Origin of the sequence: Nocardiopsis changdeensis, assembly GCF_018316655.1 — a bacterium.
Taxonomy (GTDB): Bacteria; Actinomycetota; Actinomycetes; order Streptosporangiales; family Streptosporangiaceae; genus Nocardiopsis; species Nocardiopsis changdeensis.
In genome coordinates, this window is the sequence record NZ_CP074133.1 from 6,376,372 (window position 1) to 6,393,642 (window position 17,271).

A 17,271-nucleotide genomic window follows, 5' to 3' on the forward strand; every position below is an offset into this window, starting at 1 on the left:
CCGCATTCCCCCGCCGGGGTGTGGCGCACGACCGGGCGCCGGGAGCCCCGCGGGGGCGGAGCCCGGGTTTAGGGTGCCGGTATGCGTATCGTCATCGCCGGGGGACACGGGAAGATCGCGCTGCGGCTGGCCGGGCTGCTGGCCGCGCGCGGGGACGAGCCCGTCGCCCTCATCCGCAATCCCGACCACTCGCAGGACGTCGTCGACGCGGGCGCCGAGCCCGTGCTGATCGACCTGGAGAAGGCCACCGTCACCGAGCTGACGGAGAAGGTCATGAACGCCGACGCCGTGGTGTTCGCCGCGGGCGCCGGGCCGGGCAGCGGGGCCGCCCGCAAGGAGACCGTCGACCACAGGGCCGCGGTGCTGACCGCCGACGCCGCCTCGCTGGCCGGGGTGCGCCGCCTGGTCCAGGTCTCCGCCATCGGCGTGGACAACCCGCTCCCGCCCGACAGCGACGAGGTGTGGGCCGCCTACGTGGAGGCCAAGCGCGCGGCCGACGCCGACCTGCGCGAACGCACCCTGGAGCTGGACTGGACGATCCTGCGCCCGGGACGCCTCACGGACGAGCCCGGCACCGGCCGGGTGGCCCTGGGCGAGAAGGTGGAGCGCGACTCGGTGACCCGGGACGACGTCGCCGCCGTGATCGTCGCCCTCTTGGACGAACCGGAGACGGTCGGGAGGGTTCTCAACCTCGTGAACGGTGAGACGCCCGTCGTCGAGGCCGTCCGCGCCGCCGCCCGCTGAAAGCCGAACGCGGCCGCTCAGAGCGGCCGCTTCCGTCCTTCTGTGGCCAGATGGACCCATAGAAGGCATGATGGTTGGCGGAACCCGGCGGAGTCCCGCCACGGTTGGACGCGGATGACCGGGTATAGCAGCCCGACGGGTACTGACGGCTCCTACAGAGCAGATGGGTACGGTTATTCATGAGCGTCACACAGGTCGTGAGGGACAGCACGGTCGTCGAGCACGCCAAGGTCGCGGCGCAGCAGAAGCGGCGGATGTTCATCATCCAGCTGGAGATCAACGCCTACGACGAGGCCTCCAGCAAGCTGCGCCCGGGCCTGACCCGCATCCTGGAGGGGATCGAGGAGGCCGGCTGGCGGCTGGACCTGATCACCCCGGGTGAGGACGGCGAGAAGGACAAGCCGACCCGCATGTTCATCTTCCGCCCGGACCCCGAGGCCAAGAAGAAGGACGCCGCGCAGCAGCAGGAGGCGCAGCAGCCGGAGCCGTCGGGCCAGCAGCAGGCCTACCCGCAGCACACCGGGGCCCAGCCGGACCCCTACGCGGGTTACGGACAGCAGCAGGGCTACGGCCAGCAGCAGTACCCCGGTTACGACCAGCAGCAGTACCCGGGCTACGGGCAGCAGCCGGGCTACGGCCAGCAGCAGCCCGGATACGGGCAGCAGTACCCGGGTTACGGACAGCAGCAGGGCTGGTGACCCCGACCCCTCGGTGAGGGGTGCGAAAGGGGCCCGTGCGGTGAGCCGCACGGGCCCCTTTCGCGTGCGCGGGGGGCGGGCGGGGGCGCGTGCGGGCGGGCGGATCTCTCGGTTCTGTAACACGGAGGGGGTCCGTCCTCCGACATGTCCTTCATGTCGGACAGGAACCCGAGAAAACCTCGAAGAAACTCTGGATTCTTCCCTCAAAGTACTCCGGGCATGCGGATGACTACGCTAAGTTAATTCCGGCGGCTACAGCCACCCCGTTAGTGAGCTTCCGAAAGGTTTCCACGATGACCCGCATCGCCAAGATCTCCGGCCTCGTCCTCGCCACCGGCCTCGCCTTCGGCGCGATGACCGGCACCGCCGCGGCCGACAACAACGCCAACGTCCAGAACCTCACCATCCCGGTGTGCGTGGACGTTCTCCAGGCCGCGGGCGTCAGCGCCGACGGCTGCAACGTCGTCAGCTGGGACGCCACCTCCGGCATCGCCGCCGGCTAGCCGGCCCCGGCGGCCCCCGCGGCCGCCGACCCGGGACGTCGCCGTCCCGCCCTGCACGACCTTCACACCCGTAACCGAAAAGGAGCTACACCATGAAGCGCTTCGCCTCCGTCTCCGGCCTCATCCTCGCCACCGGCCTCGCCTTCGGCGCGATGACCGGCACCGCCGCGGCCGACAACAACGCCGACATCCAGAACATCACCGTGCCCATCTGCGCCGACGTGATCACCTTCTCGCTGGTCAGCATGGACGGCTGCAACGTGGTCTCCAACGAGTCCACCTCGGGCATCGTGGCCCTGGACTAGTCACGGCCCCGTGGCCGAGGGCGGAGGCGGTCGACACGCCCCGCCCTCGTGCGAACCGGTTCCAAGCGTGAACTCCGGCGCGGTCCGGCCTGCACCCGGCCCGCGCCGTTCGCGTGTCCGGGGCCGGGCGCGCCCGCCCGGCCCGACGGTTCAGGAGCCGCAGGCCGTGAGCGGGACCCCGGCCACCCCGTCCGTGCGCAGCCGGGCGTGCGTGCCCGTGTCGAAGCGCTCGTCGCCGTAGTGCAGCTTCTGCCTCTCGATCCCCTCCGGGCGGAACCCCGCGCGCCGCGCCACCAGGCAGGAGGCCGGGTTGTTGAGCCGGTGGCCCAGCTCCAGCCGGAACAGGCCGGTCTCCGCGAAGGCGTACTCGGCGACCAGCAGGGCCGCCGCCGTGGCCGCCCCGCGCCCGCGGGCGTCGGCGTGCACCCAGTAGGACACCCAGCCCAGGTCGTGAGCGCGGCTGGTCACCGACACCTGCACGTGCCCCAGGGCGACGCCCGTCCCGTCCGTGACGGCGAACCCGAACGCGTCGCCCGCCTCGGCGGCCGTCCGCTGACGGCCGATCCAGGCCAGCGCTTCCTCCCCGGTGGCGGGGACCTCCGGGGACTGCCAGGCCAGCCCGGGTTCGGCGAAGGCCGACAGCAGGCGTTCGGCGTCGCCCGGCTCCCAGAGCCGCAATCGGTACATCCGTCCCACTCCTCGTTCCGTTCCGCGGATGTCGTCCCGCGGGAAGGACACCCACGGAATCATCCCCCGGCGGGTGTCACACCGGGGGGTGCGTGGTACGTCTTCTGTGTCATGACGACCGATACCTCCGACGCCGCCGGTGTCTTCGAAGCCCACCGTTCGGCGCTGACCGGGGTCGCCTACCGGATCCTGGGCACCGCCTCCGACGCCGAGGACGTGGTCCAGGAGGCGTGGCCGCGCTGGTCCGGCGCCGACCGGGCCGGCATCGAGGACCCGCGCGCCTACCTCGTCACCATCGTCTCGCGGCTGGCCATCGACCGGCTGCGCAGCGCCCGCGCCCGCCGGGAGTCCTACGTGGGCGAATGGCTGCCCGAGCCCGTGAGCGACCTGCCCGACGGCGCCGACCGGGCCGAGCTCGCCGACACCGTGGAGTTCGCGTTCCTGGTGGTACTGGAGACGCTCAGCCCGCTGGAGCGCGCGGTGTTCGTGCTCCGGGAGGCCTTCCAGATGCCGTACGCGGAGATCGCCGAGATCATCGAGCGCAGCGAGTCCGCCACCCGGCAGCTGTCCCGGCGCGCCCGCGACCACGTGCGCGAGCGCCGGCCGCGGTTCGAGGCGGACCGGTCGGCGCGGCGGCGCATCACCGAGCGCTTCCTCCGGGCCTGCGTGGAGGGCGACCTGGACGGGCTCAAGGGGCTGCTCGCCGAGGACGCCACCCTGGTCGGGGACGGCGGCGGCAAGGCCAGGGCGCCGCTGCGGGTGCTGCTGGGCCGGGACAAGGTCGGCCGGTTCCTGATGGCGCTGCCGGGGAGCTTCGAGAAGTTCCTGGCGTCGATCGGCGCGCCGGCGGCGGACATCCGCGTGGAGGTCGGCGAGGTCAACGGGGCCCCGGCCCTGATCTGCGCCGCCGCGGGCCGGATCGTCGCCGCGGTCGTCCTGGACGTGGACGGCGGCCGGATCCGGAACGTGTACCTGGTGGCCAACCCCGACAAGATGTCACATCTGCGCCTGCCCGATCCGTCCTAGGGGGTATGGAACTCACCGTTGTGGGCGGTGGCCTCGCCGGTCTGACCGCGGCCATCGCCGGCGCCGAGAGCGGCGCCTCCGTGACCCTGTACGAAGCACACTCCACCCCGGGCGGACGGGCCCGGGCGACCGACCCGCCGTACGTGGCCAACGAGGGGCCGCACGTCCTGTACGGCGACGGGTTCGCCGCGCAGTGGCTGCTGGAGCGGGACCTGGTCCCGGCGTACCGCCGGTTCCCGCTGGCGGCGGTCCCCGGGGTGAGGATGCGCGAGGACGGCCGGGTGCGGTCGGCCCTGTCGCCCGCGCTGCTGGGCGCGGCCGCGCGCCGGCGCCTGCGGGCCCCGCACGACCGCGACTTCGGGTCCTGGGCGCGCGAGCACCTGGGCGAGAGGTCCGCGCGGGTGGCCGCGAACTACATGGGGGTGGCGCTGTTCGACCACGACCCCTCGCGGCTGTCGGCGGAGTTCGTGTGGGAGAGGTTCCAGCGGGTGCTGTCGCCGAAGCGGCCGGCGCCGCTGTACCTGGTGGGCGGCTGGACCGCGCTGGTCGACCGGATGGCCCGGCGGGCCCGGGAGATGGGCGTTCGGGTCGAGACGGGGGCGCGGGTGGACGCGCTGCCCGGGGACCGGCCGGTGATCGTGGCGACCTCCCTGGCGTCGGCCCGCGCGCTGCTGGGCGACCCGTCGCTGGAGTGGGAGAGCGGACACGCGCTGCTCGTGGACCTGGGGCTGCGCCGGGGGCGGGACCCGTTCGTGGTGTTCGACGCCGACGAGTGCGGTTTCGTGGAGCGGTACACGCGGGTGGACCGCACGCTCGCCCCCGAGGGCGAGGAGCTGGTGCAGGCGCAGATCCCGGTGCGGCCCGGGGAGTCCCGGACGGCGGTGACCGACCGGCTGGAGCGGCTGCTGGACATGTCGCTGCCGGACTGGCGGAGCCGGGTGACCTGGCGCCGCGACCAGGTCGCCAGGGGGCGCACCGGGGCGCTGGACCTGCCGGGCACCACGTGGCGCGACCGCCCGGCGGTCGACCGGGGGGACGGCGTGTACCTGGCGGGGGACTCGGTGGCCGCGCCCGGCCTGCTGGGCGAGGTCTCGGTGGCGAGCGCGGTCCGCGCCGCCACGGCGGCGGTCTCGGCCCGCGCCCCCCGCTCCGTCTGACCACCGCCGGGGCCGGGGGCGGACCGCCACCCCCGGCCCGCGGTCAGGCGGGGCGGTGGCAGACGGCCTCGACGTTGTGGCCGTCGGGGTCGCGGACGAACGCGCCGTAGTAGTGCTCGTGGTACTCGGGCCACACCCTCGGCTCGTGCAGCACCTCGGCCCCGGCGGCGACCGCCGCCTCGAAGAAGCCGTCCACCGCGGCCCGGTCGGGGGCGGTGAAGGCGATGTGCGATTCGCGGAAGCCCCCGCCGGTGCGGTGCGGGCCGACCCAGAAGTCGGGCGCCCGGCCGGCGCCGTACCCGATGGCCTCCCCGAGGACGAGGAGGCGTCCGCCGCCCAGGGGCGCCAGGACCGCGTCGTAGAAGGCGGCGCTGGCCGCGACGTCGTCGGTTTGGATGATCAGATGGTCCAGCATCCTCCGAGTGTGCCATCCGTCACCGACGCTCCCGGGGCGTTCGTCGCCCCCTCCCGGACGCCGTGTCACGGAACCCGGGGTCACCGGGGCACGGGGTCTCCGGGGCACGGGGTCTCCGGAGCACGCGGTCAGGCGACCCAGCGGTAGCGGTGCTCGGGGCGCCCGGCCGAGCCGTAGCGCATGCGCAGCTCGGCGCGGCCGTCGGCGCACAGGTACTCCAGGTAGCGGCGCGCGGTCACCCGGGAGACGCCCGAGCGCTCGGCCACGTCCGACGCGGACAGGTCGCCGTCGGCGTCGCGCAGCACCCCCGCGACCAGCTCCGCCGTGGCCGAGGTCAGGCCCTTGGGCAGCGAGCGTCCGCCCGGGGGGCGCAGCAGGCCGAACAGCCGGTCCACGTCCTGCTGGGTGGCCTCCCCCGCGGAGTCCATCTGGCGGTGGGCCACCGCGTAGCGTTCGAGCTGGTCGCGCAGGGCGCTCAGGGGGAACGGCTTGAGGAGGTAGTGCACCGCCCCGCCGTGCAGGGCGTCGCGGACCTGGGCGATGTCGCGCACCGCCGTGATCATGAGGAAGTCGGTGCGGCGGGCCTCGTCGGCGGCGGCCGCGCGCAGCGTCCGCATCACCTCGATCCCCGACGCGTCGGGCAGGTGCAGGTCGAGCAGCACCAGGTCCGGGCGGTGGCCGCGGATCTGGGCGAGGGCGGTCGCCGCCGTGTGCGCCACCCCCACCGCGGTGAACCCGGGCAGCGACTCCACCAGGTCCTGGTGGTTGCGGGCCACCCGCACGTCGTCGTCCACGACCAGGACGCGGATCACCGGTCCTCCCCCGCGGCCCCAGTGCCCTCCGGGGCGCCCGCGGAGGCCCGCTCGGCCGCGGGCAGGTAGGCGGTGAACACCGCGCCCTCCTCACCGTCGGGCGCCTCCATCTCCACGCTCCCCCCTCTGCCCTCGCACACCTGCTTGACCAGGGCCAGGCCCAGCCCGCGCCCGCCCGCGTCCCGGGACGCCTTGGTGGTGAACCCGAGGCGGAAGATCTCCTCGGCGATCCCGTCGGCCACCCCGTGCCCGGAGTCCGTCACCCGGATCTCCAGCAGGTCGTGCGGCGGCCCGTCCGCCCCGGCCCGGTGCAGGCGCACCATCAGCTCCACCCATCCCCGGCCGCCGCCCGCGACGGCGTCCAGCGCGTTGTCCACCAGGTTGCCCAGCACCAGCAGGGCGTCGGCCCGCAGCCCCCGGTCCAGTGCGGGCACCTCCGTCATCGGGGAGATCCGCAGGTCCACCCCGATCTCGGCGGCCTGCGCCGACTTGGCGATGACCAGGGCGGCCACCGCCGAGTCCGCGACGTGCTCGGCGATGCCCGTGCTGGTGCGGGTGTGCGCCGCCGACAGGTCCGCCAGGTAGGCGCGGGCCTCCTCGTGGGCGCCCAGGTCGAGCAGCCCGGCGAGCGTGTGCATCCGGTTCGCGAACTCGTGGGTCTGGGCCCGCAGCCCCCGGGTGACGGTGCGGGCGCCGTCGAGCTCGCCGGTGAGCCGGTCCAGCTCGGTGCGGTCCCGGAAGGTCACGACCGCGCCGGTCTCCTCGCCCCGGATCCGGACCGTCCTGCGGTTGGCGACCAGGATGCGGTCGCCGGAGAGCAGGAGCAGGTCCCTGCCCCGGTCGGCCCCCGAGACGATGTCGCGGACCCGCTCCGAGGCGCCGAGTTCGTCCAGGGTACGCCCCTCGGCGCCGTCGGGGAGCCCCAGCATCGCGCGGGCCGGGGGGTTGGCGAAGACGAGCCGGCCCTGCGCGTCGACGGCGAGCACGCCCTCGCGGACGGCGTGCAGGAGCGCCTCCCGGCTCTCCAGCAGCGCGGTGATGTCGGCCGGTTCCAGCCCGTGGGTCTTGGTCCTGACCTGGCGGGACAGCGACCACGCGCCGATCACGCCCAGGCCCAGGACCACGACGACCGTGCCCAGGACGGCGGGGACGGCGGCGCGCGCCTCGGTGGCGGCGTCGGAGCTGAGTATGCCCAGGGAGACGTAGGCGACCACCTCGCCGCGGGCGTCGCCGCCGTTGACCGATCCGCCGCCGGAGAACACGGGGACCTTGGCCCGGACCGTGCGCCCCTGGGTGCCGGTCTCCACCCCCGTCCACTCCTCCCCCCGCGCCGCCGGCCCGGGCGGGGTGGACACCATCTCCCCTATGCGGTCCTTGTCCGGGTGGGTGTAGCGGATGCCCTGGGGGGAGGCGATGACCAGGTACTCCACGTCGGTGGCGGAGGCGATCCGGTCCGCCGTCGGGTCCAGGGCAGCGGCCGGGTCGCGGGACTGCACGCCCTCCACGACCGCGGGCATGACGGCGACCGCCCGGGCCACGCTGAGCACGCGCTCGGTGTACTGCCGGTCGGTGTGCCGGTCGAGGTGGAACACCCACAGGGAGCCGACGGCGACCAGGGCCGCGGCGAGCAGGAGCACGTAGCCGACGAACAGGGAGCCGGTCAGGGACAGGCGGGGACGGGTGCGCGGGGCGGTGGTGCGCGGCGGCCGTCGCAGGATGCGCGCGGTCATGCCGGGGCCTTCCGGGAGGGGATCGGTGCGGTCGCGGTGTCGGCGTCGTGGTCGCGGCGCCGGCGGGACGCCTTCCGGGTCTGGGAAGGCCCAGGTGGGCGCCCCGTTCGGCTGCTCGTCACGAACAATACGACCAATATGACGCCAGTTTTAACAACACTCTTACACGGGCGTGCGCCGCGTCACACTGTGACCCGGCTCTCCTCGTTCCCGCACGGCGAGGGGGCGAACGAGGTCGGAAGGAGACAGCGATGCGCGAACGCGGCGTGCCGCTCCGTGTCGCGGGCGGGCTCTGCGCCCTCCTGCTGGTGGGGACAGCACTGTTCGACGTGCGCCAGAGCGCGGCGTCGGGCACCGGTGAGCAGGAGAAGCTCCTGCTCATCGCACCCGCCGCACCGGGCGGTGGATGGGACACCCTGGCCAGGGAGATGCAGAACGGCCTGCGCGAGGAGGACATCCGCTTCAACGTCGAGGTGCGCAACGCGGAGGGCGCGGGCGGCACCATCGGCCTGGCGCAGGTCGTCAACCGGGAGGGGCAGCACACCGTGATGTCCATGACCGGTCTGGGCATGGTGGGCGCGGTGGAGACCACCGGGTCGCCGTACACGATGGACGACATCACCCCGATCGCCCAGCTGGCCTCGGAGTACCAGGTCGTGGTGGTGCCCGCCGACTCGCCCTACGAGAGCCTGGACGACCTCGCCGAGGACTGGGCATCCCAGGAGGGGACCCTGCCGGTGGCGGGCGGCTCGATGGGCGGCGTGGACCAGATCTTCGCCGGGCGGGTGGCCCGCTCCATGGACCTCACCCCCGCGGAGATCAACTACCTGCCGTACTCGGGCGGCGGCGAGGTGCTGACCTCGCTGCTGTCGGGGACCGCCGCGGTCGGGTTCAGCAGCCTGAGCGACTTCGCCGACCAGGTGGGCGACGGGGGCCCGCTGCGGGCCCTGGCCGTGTCCTCGCCCGAGCGGCTGGAGGGCCTGGGCGCGCCGACGATGCTCGAGGAGGGCTACGACGTCGAGATGTCGAACTGGCGCGGGGTCATCGCCCCGCCGGGGCTGACCGACGCCGAGGTCGAGGCCCTGGAGGAGCAGGTGCGGGAGCTGGTGGAGAGCCCGTCGTGGGCCGACACCCTGGAGCGCAACCGGTGGACGGACACCTACCAGGGACGCGAGGAGTTCACCGCGTTCCTGGAGGAGGAGGTCGTCGCCACGCAGGAGACCATCGAGGAGCTGGGGCTGTGACCGTGAACGGAACGGAGAAGGCGGCGCCGGAGTCCGGGGCCCCGGTCCCGGAGACCGACGGGGCCGCGGAGGCCGCGAAGGCGGCGGAGGCCGAGGGCGCCGCCGAGGCGGCGCGGGCCGGGGACGGCCTCGACCCGGACACGGCGCCCTGGGGCGGTCCGGCCCGCTGGGTGGTACCCGCCCTGGCCGCGGCCGTGGGCGCGCTCATGCTGTGGGGCGCGTTCACCATCGAGGCGCCGGCCAACGCGACCCGGCCCGGACCGGGTTTCTTCCCGGGGATGATCGGCGCGCTGCTGCTGGCGGCGACGGCGTTCCTGGTGGTGGGGAACCTGCGCCGGCGGCCCCAGGGGACGGCCAACACCCTGGCGTGGTTCGAGGCCCGGCCGGTCCTGATCGTGGTGGCGGCTCTGGTGGTGAACACGGTCCTGCTGGAGTTCCTGGGCTGGCTGTTGGCGGGGGCGCTGCTGTTCTGGGCGGTGGCCTTCGCGTTCGGGGCGCGCGCGTACCTGCGTGACGCCGTGGTGGCGCTGTCGGTGTCGGCGGCCGTCCAGGTGGGCTTCTCGCTCGGCCTGGGCCTGAGCCTGCCGTCCGGGATCCTGGGGTGGGTGCTCTGATGACGGAGACACTGGTCGGACTCGGGGACGGGCTCGTCGCGGCCCTGACCCCGGGCAACCTGATGTGGGCGTTCCTGGGCGTGGTGCTGGGCACCGCGGTGGGGGTGCTGCCTGGCCTGGGCTCGGCGATGGCGGTGGCGCTGCTGCTGCCGGTGACGTTCCAGCTCGACCCGACGAGCGCGTTCATCCTGTTCGCGGGCGTGTACTACGGCGGGATGTTCGGCGGGTCGACCACGTCGATCCTGCTCAACACCCCGGGGCAGGCGTCGTCGATCGCCACCACGTACGAGGGCCACAAGATGGCCCTGACGGGGCGGGCCGCGCAGGCCCTGGGCACCGCGGTGATCGGTTCGTTCTTCGCGAGCATCGTCGGCACGCTGATCGTGGCGTTCTTCTCGCCGGTGATGGTGGCGTTCGCGCTGAACTTCGGACCGGGCGAGTACTTCGCCCTGACGGTGTTCTCGTTCGTGGCGGTGGCCGCGGTCGTGTCCGGGTCGGTGCTGCGCGGGGTGACCTCGCTGCTCATCGGCCTGGCGATCGGCGTGGTGGGCATCGACGGCCAGAGCGGCACGCCGCGGTTCGACTTCGGGTCGGCCGTGATGCTCGACGGCATCGACGTCGTCATCGTGACCGTGGGGCTGCTGGCCCTGGGCGAGGTGCTGTACGTGGTGGCGCGCGGCAGGTCCGCGCCGAACCTGGGCGCGATCCGCACCGGGCGCCCGTGGCTGAGCCGGCGGGACTGGAAGCGGTCCTGGGGCCCGTGGCTGCGCGGGACCGCGCTGGGCAGCACCTTCGGCCCGATCCCCGGCAGCGGGGCCGAGATCCCGACGTTCGTGTCCCTGGGCGTGGAGCGCAAGCTCGCCCAGCGGCGGGCGGAGCGCAGGGGCGACCCGGAGGAGAACGAGTTCGGCCGGGGCGCCATCGAGGGCGTGGCCGGGCCGGAGGCCGCCAACAACTCCAGCGCGGCGGGCACGCTGGTGCCGCTGCTGGGGCTGGGGCTGCCGACGTCGGCGACGGCCGCGATCATGCTGGCGGCGTTCCAGCAGTACGGGCTCCAGCCGGGGCCGGTGCTGTTCGAGCGCAACGCGGACCTGGTGTGGACGCTGCTGGCGTCGCTGCTGATCGGCAGCGTGATGCTGCTCGTCATCAACCTGCCGTTCGCGCCGCTGTGGGCGAAGCTGCTGAAGCTGCCCAAGCCGTACCTGTACGCGGGGATCACGCTGTTCTCGGTGCTGGCGGTGTACGCGATCAACGCGTCGGTCGCCCACCTGGTGATCCTGCTGGCGGTGGCCCTGCTGGGGCTGGTGATGCGGTCCTTCGGGGTCCCGGTGGCACCGGCGCTGATCGGCGTGGTGCTGGGGCCGATCGCGGAGACGGAGTTCCGGCGGGCGCTGGCGGCGTCCTCGGGCGACCCGTCGATCCTGGTCGGCAGCGGGATCTCGATCGGGCTGTACGCGCTGGTGGTGATCGCCGCGCTCGTGCCGGTGATCGCGGGCCTGCGGCGCAGGCGGGCGGCGGCGAAGGCCGTGCCCGCGGAGGGCGGCGAGCGCGAGAGCGTGTCCTGACCACGGCCGGCCCCTTACTCCCGGGGGCCGGCGTCCAGCCGACCCACTACTCCCGGGGTCGGCCGCCGAACGGCCCCCGGCCCGTCCGCCGGGGGCCGTTCGCACGCCCGGGCCGGGACGTGCCGTGCTCAGGCGGGGGGCGGCCCCAGGAGGTCCCAGCGGTTGCCCGCGAGGTCGAGGAAGACGGCGACCCTGCCGTAGGGCTCGTCTCGGGGCTCGGTGACGAACCGGACCCCGTGCCGCTCCATGCGGGCGTGGGAGGCGGCGAAGTCGTCCACCCTCAGGAAGAAGCCGACCCGGCCCCCGGTCTGTCCGCCCACGGCGGCGCTCTGGCGCTCGCCGTCGGCACGGGCGAGGAGGAGGCCGGTGACCGCTCCGGGCGGGCGGACCACCACCCAGCGCTTCTCCCGGCCGTCGTTGGTGAGGGAGGGGGAGTCCTCGGTCAGTTCGAAGCCGAGGGCTTCTGTGAAGAAGGCGATGGCGGAGTCGTAGTCGTCCACTACGAGGGTGACCAGGTCCATGTGCACGGGACCACGCTAGACCACGGTCTCCCCGGGACGGCCCTGGGGCGGGGCGGTCGGGGACCGCCCCGCCCCGCGGTGGCCCGGAGGGCCGCGGTCACAGGGGCTGGTCGTCGACCACGACGTCCCAGCTGACGTTGTCGCCCTCGACGGCGGTCGCCGTGACGGTCACGCCGTAGTTCGTGCCGCCGTCCACCAGGTTGCAGCGGATCTCGGCGCCGACCTGCGCGGGGAGGCCCTCCAGGCAGCTGAAGCCGTCGGGGGTCTGCCCGACCGCCGCCGCCAGCGCCTCGGACGACTTCTGGGCGACCTGGTCGGCGGGCACGGTGCCGTCGACCGCGGTGGCGCTGTTGCCGTCCCCGGCCGCGGGCTCGGTCCCGGCCTCGGTGTCGCCGGCGGCGCCCTCCTCGGTCGCGGCCTCGTCGACCACGACGTCCCAGTTGACGTCGCCGCCCTCGACCGAGGTCACCGTGACGGTCACACCGAGGGTGTCGCCGCCGCTGGTGAGCTCGCAGCGGATCTCGGCGCCGACCTCCGCGGGGAGGTCGTCGGCGCAGGTGAAGTCGTCGGGGGTCTGGCCGACCTCCTCGGCCAGCATCTCGCTCGACCGCTCGGCGACCTGCTCCGCGTCGACGGCGGCGGGGCCGCCGATGCTGAACGAGCAGCCGGTGGCCAGAAGGAGGGGAAGCGCTCCCAGGACGGCTCCGGCGATGACCCTGCCGCCTCTGATCTGCTGCATTGCGGGCTCCTCTACAGTTCGGGGGACGTACCCCCGGACAGACGCCGTGGCGGGCGCACGGGTTCCGCGAACGCGCGCTTCTCCATGCTCCCGTGGCCGAAGGGTCTCCTCCCCGTTGCCTCCGTCACCCTCCCTTCACCCGATGTCGACCGGGCCGTCACCCCGGGCCCGGCCCCGGCGTCCGCACCGACCGACGTGCTGTGCGTCCTCGACGACCGGAACAAGGTCGTCCGGATGCGGCGCGGTCCCGCTCTTGTCGGGGGCGGGCAAGGACCGATAGTGCGCGGATAGGGCCGGGGGCGGCCGGGCTGCTTAGCCTGCCGGTGCACCGGGAACGGCCCGGTGCCGACCACAGGAGGAAGCATGCGCACCCCCCGTCCCCTGGCCACGGCCATCGCCGCCGTCGCCGCAGTCCTGACCGTCGCGGTCTTCCCCGGCACCGCCGCCGCCGAGCCGGTCGACGGCCTCGACTGCACCGTCACGCGGCAGCTGATCAACTTCCAGGAGGTCCACACCTGTGTGGCCGAGTCCGAGGACATCCGCTGGAAGCTCACCGGACGCTGCGCCATGATGTTCGGCATCCAGTTCGTGTCCTCGCCGGTGGTGGAGGGCAGCGGCACCGCCATGGTGGGCTGCCCGATCGCCGGGCCGATCTCGGGCCCCGTCCACAACGTCGTCCGCGTCGTGCTCTGACCGCGTGCGGGACCGGTGAGACGGACGGCCCGGAGGGGGACCGGGCCTCCGCCTCACCGGTCCCGGCGCCGCCGCTCCGCGAGGGCCGTGTGGACCGAGGCGATCGCGCTGGCCCCCTCGCCCATCGCCGCCGCGACGCGCTTGATCGACCCGGTGCGGGTGTCGCCGACCGCGAACACCGACGGGGCGCTGGTCTCGAACGGCAGCGGTCCGCGCCCCAGCCCCTCCCACACGGGCCCCAGGCCCAACTCGACCAGGGCGGTGTCGGTGCACACGAACCCGCTGCGGTCCCGGGTGACGCCGTCCAGCCATTCGGTCGCGGGGTCGGCGCCGATGAAGCAGAACAGGCCGCTGGTCGGGCGGGGTGCCCCGAGCCCGGTGCGCCGGTCCGTGAGCACGACCTCCGCGAGCCTGTCGTCGCCCCTCAGCCCGGTGACCTCGGTGTTCGTGTGCACGGTGATCTCGGGGTGGTCGTGCAGGCGCGCCACCAGGTACTCCGACATCTTGGCCGACAGGTCCGCGCCGCGGACGACGAGGTCGACGCGGCTGCCCCGGCCCGCCAGGTACAGGGCGGCCTGCCCCGCCGAGTTCGCGCCGCCCACCACGGTGACCGGGTGCCGGGAGCACGAGCGCACCTCCAGTTCGGTGGCGGCGTAGAAGATGCAGCCCGCCTCCTCGAAGTCCGCCCAGCGCTCCAGCGGCAGGGTGCGGTAGCGGGCGCCGGAGGCCACCACGACCGCCCGGGTGTCGATACGGCTGCCGTCGGCCAGGTACAGCACCGGGTCGGGCCCGGTGGTGTCCAGCCGGTCCACCCGGCACGGCATGTACATCGCGGCGCCGAACTTCAGCGCCTGGATCGCCGACAGCCGGGTCAGCTCCTCCCCCGCGATGCCGTGCGGGAAGCCGGGGTAGTTCTCGATCCGGGAGCTGGACGCGGCCTGCCCGCCGGTGCCCAGGGCGTCCAGGACCACGGTGTTCAGCCCCTCGGACGCCCCGTAGAGCGCGGCCGCCAGCCCGGCGGGCCCGGCCCCCACCACCACGAGGTCGAGGTCCTTGCAGCTCGGCCGGTAGGCCTTGCCGATGAGTCCGGCCAGGACCCCCGGGGTGACGTCGCGGGTCACCCGTCCGGCGAACACGACGGCCGGCAGGTCGCCCTCGGCCAGGCCCACCGCGTCGAGCAGCCTGCGGCCGTCCGGCGCGTCGGCGTCGTGCCACTCGTAGGGGAGCCGGACCCGGGCGGCGTAGGTGCGCAGGGCCAGGGTGGCCGACGAGTCGGGCCGGCCGATCAGGTCGACGGGGCGGACCGCTTCGCGCAGGAACTCCCGGCGGACCAGCAGGGCCTCCAGGACGGTGTCGGAGAGCTCCGCCTCCTCGGCCATCATCGTGCGGAACCGCTCCCTGGACAGGCGGTGGATCCGGCCCGGTGCCACGACCCGTACCGTCACGAAGGCCATCTGGTCGCCGAGCAGGTTGACCTCGCCGAGGAAGTCGCCGGGCCCCATGGTCATGAAGACCTCCTCGGGGCGGCCGAAGGAGGCCTCGCGGACCACCTCGACGTAGGCCTCGTCGAGGACGATGAGGTCGCGCTCGAAGTCGCCGGCGCGGGTGAGGACGTCGCCGGCCTCCACCTCGTGCCCGGTTCCGTAGGAGCGCAGCCGGTCGAACCGGGCGAAGTCCAGCCGCGGCCGGAGCCTCTCCATGATCCCGTCGTGCGCAGACCGACCCATCCCGATGCCCCTTCCGCCCCCGTAGATCCCTTTCCTACCTGTTCGGGCACGCGGATTCCAGGGTCCCGGCGGCGGGGCGCCGTCGGCGCTCCGGGAGGAGCGCCGGCGGGATCACCGGCGGGGGCGTCCCTCAGGCGGCGCGGACGGGGTGCTTGAAGACCTGCTCGCGGTGCCAGCGCACGTGGTCGGCGGCGACCGGCGGGGAGGCCGCGGGCAGGAGCAGGTCGCGTCCGGCGAGGTCGGTGACGGTCCGCCGGGCCTGGTCGGAGCGGGCCTCGAAGCGCGGGGAGACGTCCAGGGTCAGCTCCGCGGTGAGGCCGAGGACGCCCCGGTCCAGGAGCAGGTGGTGCTGGGAGCACAGCGCCAGCCCGTTGTCCACCGTGTCGGGCCCGGCCTGGGACCACCAGCGCACGTGGGCGGCCTCCAGGCCGACCGGGACGCCGTCCATCCACCCGTCGTAGCCGCAGAACGCGCACCGGTGGCCGTAGGCGTCCAGCACCGCCTCCCGGAAGGCGGGGTCGCGGTCGCCGGCCGCGGCCCACCGCCCGGGGGCGAGGGAGAGCCCGGCCAGGGCCAGCACCTCCTCGTGCAGGGAGGTCGGGAAGTTCGCGTCGAGCAGCAGGCGGGCGACGCGGGTGCGCAGCCCCGGGTCCTCCTCCAGCGCGCGGGAGAAGTCGGGGGCGAGGCTCCCCCGGGCTCCGGAGCGCCGCAGCCGGCCCGGGCTGTCCCCGGGGTCGTCGCCGTCGTCCGTGGCGAGCAGCCACAGCCCGTCGTCGTTGGCCAGGCGGCGGAAGGGGAAGGCCGGCGTCGTGCCGTTCTTGGCCGGTGGGGCGAACTCGTCCAGCAGCAGCCGGAGGCGCTCCTCGGCGGCGCTGTAGAGGATGGGGGCGTCGCCGTGGCGCTGGTGGTGGCCCAGCGCGTACAGCAGCAGGAGGGGTTTGTGCGGCGCCCGCACGCCGTCGCGCCGCCACTGCCTGATCCGGCCGATCCGCTCTTCCCAGTCCATGGCGCACGACTCTAGCGGCGGGACGGAGGGCGGGATCACAGGCGACATACCGGACTAATCGTCCTACGATTGCAGACGTGCCGGAATTCAACCGCGGCGTCGCCCTCGGGGCGGGCGCCTTCCTCCTCTGGGGTTTCGCAGCCCTGTACTGGCCCTTCCTCTCCGCCGCCCAGCCCGCAGAGATCCTCGCCCACCGCATGGTGTGGTCGCTGCTGGCGATGTGCGTGTTCCTGATGCTGGCCCGGCGCGGCTGGAAGTGGCTGCCCGGGGTGGTCCGCAGCCCGCGCCGGCTGCTGCCGGTGGCCGCCGCCGCGGTCCTCATCTCCCTCAACTGGTGGGGGTTCATCTACTCGGTGTCGACCGAGCAGACCCTCCAGGCTTCGCTGGCGTACTTCATCAACCCGCTGATGGCGGTGTGCCTGGGCGTGGTGCTGTTCTCCGAGCGGCTGCGCGCGGCACAGTGGACCGCGGTGGTCCTGGGCCTGCTCGCGGTCGTGGTGATGGCGGTCGGCTACGGCGTCACGCCGTGGCTGGCGCTGCTGATGGCCTCGTCGTTCGCCGCCTACGGCGCGGTGAAGAAGTACGTGGACCTGGACGGGATGCAGAGCCTCACCGTGGAGACCCTGGTGATGTTCCTGCCCGCCCTGGGCTACGTGCTGTACCTGGAGTTCTCCGGGGCGGGGACGGTGGTCTCGGTGTCCCCCGCGCACACGGCGCTGCTGGTCGGCAGCGGTTTCGTGACGGCGCTGCCGCTGCTGATGTTCGGGGTGGCGGCCCGGCGCCTGCCGCTGAGCGTGATCGGGATGCTCCAGTACATCGCGCCCACCATCATGTTCTTCATCGGCTGGCTGGTGCAGGGCGAGGAGATGCCGCCCGCCCGGTGGGCCGGGTTCGCGCTGGTGTGGCTGGCGCTGTGCGTGTTCGCGTTCGACCAGGTGCGCGGCGCGCGGGCGCGGTCGGCGCAGCGGCGGCGGGCGGAGAACCCGGCCGTCGAGCCCTGCGACTGACCTCGGGGTTCCCGGTTCCGGCGATCCGAAACTACGATCCGTGACCTTGTGCTAACGTCGAGTCGCGAACCGGATGTC

General features: G+C 73.9%; 19 protein-coding genes. 11 read left to right on the forward strand and 8 right to left on the reverse strand.

Translation table 11 applies throughout. The annotated features are described in order from the left end of the window. The first annotated feature begins 81 nt into the window (after positions 1-81). From KGD84_RS28595 to KGD84_RS28610, 4 genes are all read left to right on the forward strand, one after another. Positions 82-744: an NAD(P)H-binding protein gene (locus KGD84_RS28595; RefSeq protein WP_220563433.1), complete on the forward strand. Its 663-nt coding sequence runs from the start codon at positions 82-84 to the stop codon at positions 742-744. Positions 745-923: 179 nt separating this feature from the next. After that, on the forward strand, positions 924-1,442 hold the full coding sequence (locus KGD84_RS28600; RefSeq protein WP_220563434.1) for a hypothetical protein: 519 nt from the start codon (positions 924-926) through the stop codon (positions 1,440-1,442). Between the two features lie 293 nt (positions 1,443-1,735). Continuing rightward, complete coding sequence (locus tag KGD84_RS28605) at positions 1,736-1,945, forward strand: hypothetical protein (RefSeq protein WP_220563435.1); 210 nt, start codon at positions 1,736-1,738, stop codon at positions 1,943-1,945. 92 nt (positions 1,946-2,037) lie between these two features. After that, positions 2,038-2,250: a hypothetical protein gene (locus KGD84_RS28610; RefSeq protein WP_220563436.1), complete on the forward strand. Its 213-nt coding sequence runs from the start codon at positions 2,038-2,040 to the stop codon at positions 2,248-2,250. 150 nt (positions 2,251-2,400) lie between these two features. Here KGD84_RS28610 and KGD84_RS28615 read toward each other — a convergent pair whose 3' ends face one another. Further along, entirely contained in the window at positions 2,401-2,937 is a 537-nt protein-coding gene (locus KGD84_RS28615; protein WP_220563437.1) for a GNAT family N-acetyltransferase, read from the reverse strand. Between the two features lie 111 nt (positions 2,938-3,048). Here KGD84_RS28615 and KGD84_RS28620 point away from each other — a divergent pair, with 111 nt between their 5' ends. Both KGD84_RS28620 and KGD84_RS28625 read left to right on the forward strand, forming a co-directional pair. Continuing rightward, a complete protein-coding gene (locus tag KGD84_RS28620; RefSeq protein ID WP_220563438.1) occupies positions 3,049-3,963 on the forward strand; it encodes an RNA polymerase sigma-70 factor in 915 nt (304 codons plus the stop codon). A 5-nt stretch (positions 3,964-3,968) separates the two neighbouring features. After that, a complete protein-coding gene (locus KGD84_RS28625) occupies positions 3,969-5,120 on the forward strand; it encodes an FAD-dependent oxidoreductase (RefSeq protein WP_220563439.1) in 1,152 nt (383 codons plus the stop codon). A gap of 43 nt (positions 5,121-5,163) precedes the next feature. On the opposite strand, the gene KGD84_RS28630 is transcribed toward KGD84_RS28625, so the two are convergent. From KGD84_RS28630 to KGD84_RS28640, 3 genes are all read right to left on the reverse strand, one after another. Further along, a complete protein-coding gene (locus KGD84_RS28630; protein WP_220563440.1) occupies positions 5,164-5,535 on the reverse strand; it encodes a VOC family protein in 372 nt (123 codons plus the stop codon). A 128-nt stretch (positions 5,536-5,663) separates the two neighbouring features. Further along, a complete protein-coding gene (locus KGD84_RS28635) occupies positions 5,664-6,347 on the reverse strand; it encodes a response regulator (protein WP_220563441.1) in 684 nt (227 codons plus the stop codon). Then, entirely contained in the window at positions 6,344-8,077 is a 1,734-nt protein-coding gene (locus tag KGD84_RS28640; protein ID WP_220563442.1) for a sensor histidine kinase, read from the reverse strand. Before KGD84_RS28640 ends, KGD84_RS28635 begins: the two co-directional genes overlap by 4 nt. A 251-nt stretch (positions 8,078-8,328) precedes the next feature. Here KGD84_RS28640 and KGD84_RS28645 point away from each other — a divergent pair, with 251 nt between their 5' ends. The 3 genes from KGD84_RS28645 to KGD84_RS28655 are packed head-to-tail and all read left to right on the forward strand — an operon-like array spanning position 8,329 to position 11,500. Further along, complete coding sequence (locus KGD84_RS28645; RefSeq protein WP_220563443.1) at positions 8,329-9,321, forward strand: Bug family tripartite tricarboxylate transporter substrate binding protein; 993 nt, start codon at positions 8,329-8,331, stop codon at positions 9,319-9,321. Next, on the forward strand, positions 9,318-9,935 hold the full coding sequence (locus KGD84_RS28650; RefSeq protein ID WP_220563444.1) for a tripartite tricarboxylate transporter TctB family protein: 618 nt from the start codon (positions 9,318-9,320) through the stop codon (positions 9,933-9,935). The genes KGD84_RS28645 and KGD84_RS28650 overlap by 4 nt, the downstream gene beginning before the upstream one ends. Continuing rightward, positions 9,935-11,500, forward strand: coding sequence for a tripartite tricarboxylate transporter permease (locus tag KGD84_RS28655; protein WP_220563445.1), 1,566 nt, complete (start codon positions 9,935-9,937; stop codon positions 11,498-11,500). The genes KGD84_RS28650 and KGD84_RS28655 overlap by 1 nt, the downstream gene beginning before the upstream one ends. 128 nt (positions 11,501-11,628) lie before the next feature. Here the strand turns inward: KGD84_RS28655 and KGD84_RS28660 are convergent, their stop codons facing one another. Both KGD84_RS28660 and KGD84_RS28665 read right to left on the reverse strand, forming a co-directional pair. Further along, the gene (locus KGD84_RS28660) at positions 11,629-12,021 is read right to left on the reverse strand and encodes a VOC family protein (protein WP_220565357.1); all 393 of its coding nucleotides are present in this window, start codon (positions 12,019-12,021) and stop codon (positions 11,629-11,631) included. 97 nt (positions 12,022-12,118) lie between these two features. After that, a complete protein-coding gene (locus KGD84_RS28665) occupies positions 12,119-12,760 on the reverse strand; it encodes a DUF4333 domain-containing protein (protein ID WP_220563446.1) in 642 nt (213 codons plus the stop codon). A gap of 363 nt (positions 12,761-13,123) precedes the next feature. Between KGD84_RS28665 and KGD84_RS28670 the strand changes: the two genes are divergently transcribed. Beyond that, on the forward strand, positions 13,124-13,453 hold the full coding sequence (locus KGD84_RS28670; RefSeq protein ID WP_220563447.1) for a hypothetical protein: 330 nt from the start codon (positions 13,124-13,126) through the stop codon (positions 13,451-13,453). Between the two features lie 53 nt (positions 13,454-13,506). Here the strand turns inward: KGD84_RS28670 and KGD84_RS28675 are convergent, their stop codons facing one another. Together KGD84_RS28675 and KGD84_RS28680 are read right to left on the reverse strand one after the other, a co-directional pair. Further along, positions 13,507-15,180 (reverse strand): FAD-dependent oxidoreductase, encoded by a 1,674-nt coding sequence (locus KGD84_RS28675; RefSeq protein WP_220563448.1) that lies wholly within the window; start codon positions 15,178-15,180, stop codon positions 13,507-13,509. Positions 15,181-15,310: 130 nt separating this feature from the next. Further along, entirely contained in the window at positions 15,311-16,186 is an 876-nt protein-coding gene (locus tag KGD84_RS28680; protein ID WP_220563449.1) for a phosphorothioated DNA-binding restriction endonuclease, read from the reverse strand. Positions 16,187-16,263: 77 nt separating this feature from the next. Between KGD84_RS28680 and rarD the strand changes: the two genes are divergently transcribed. Beyond that, positions 16,264-17,193 (forward strand): EamA family transporter RarD, encoded by a 930-nt coding sequence (gene rarD / locus KGD84_RS28685; protein WP_220563450.1) that lies wholly within the window; start codon positions 16,264-16,266, stop codon positions 17,191-17,193. Positions 17,194-17,271: the final 78 nt, after the last annotated feature.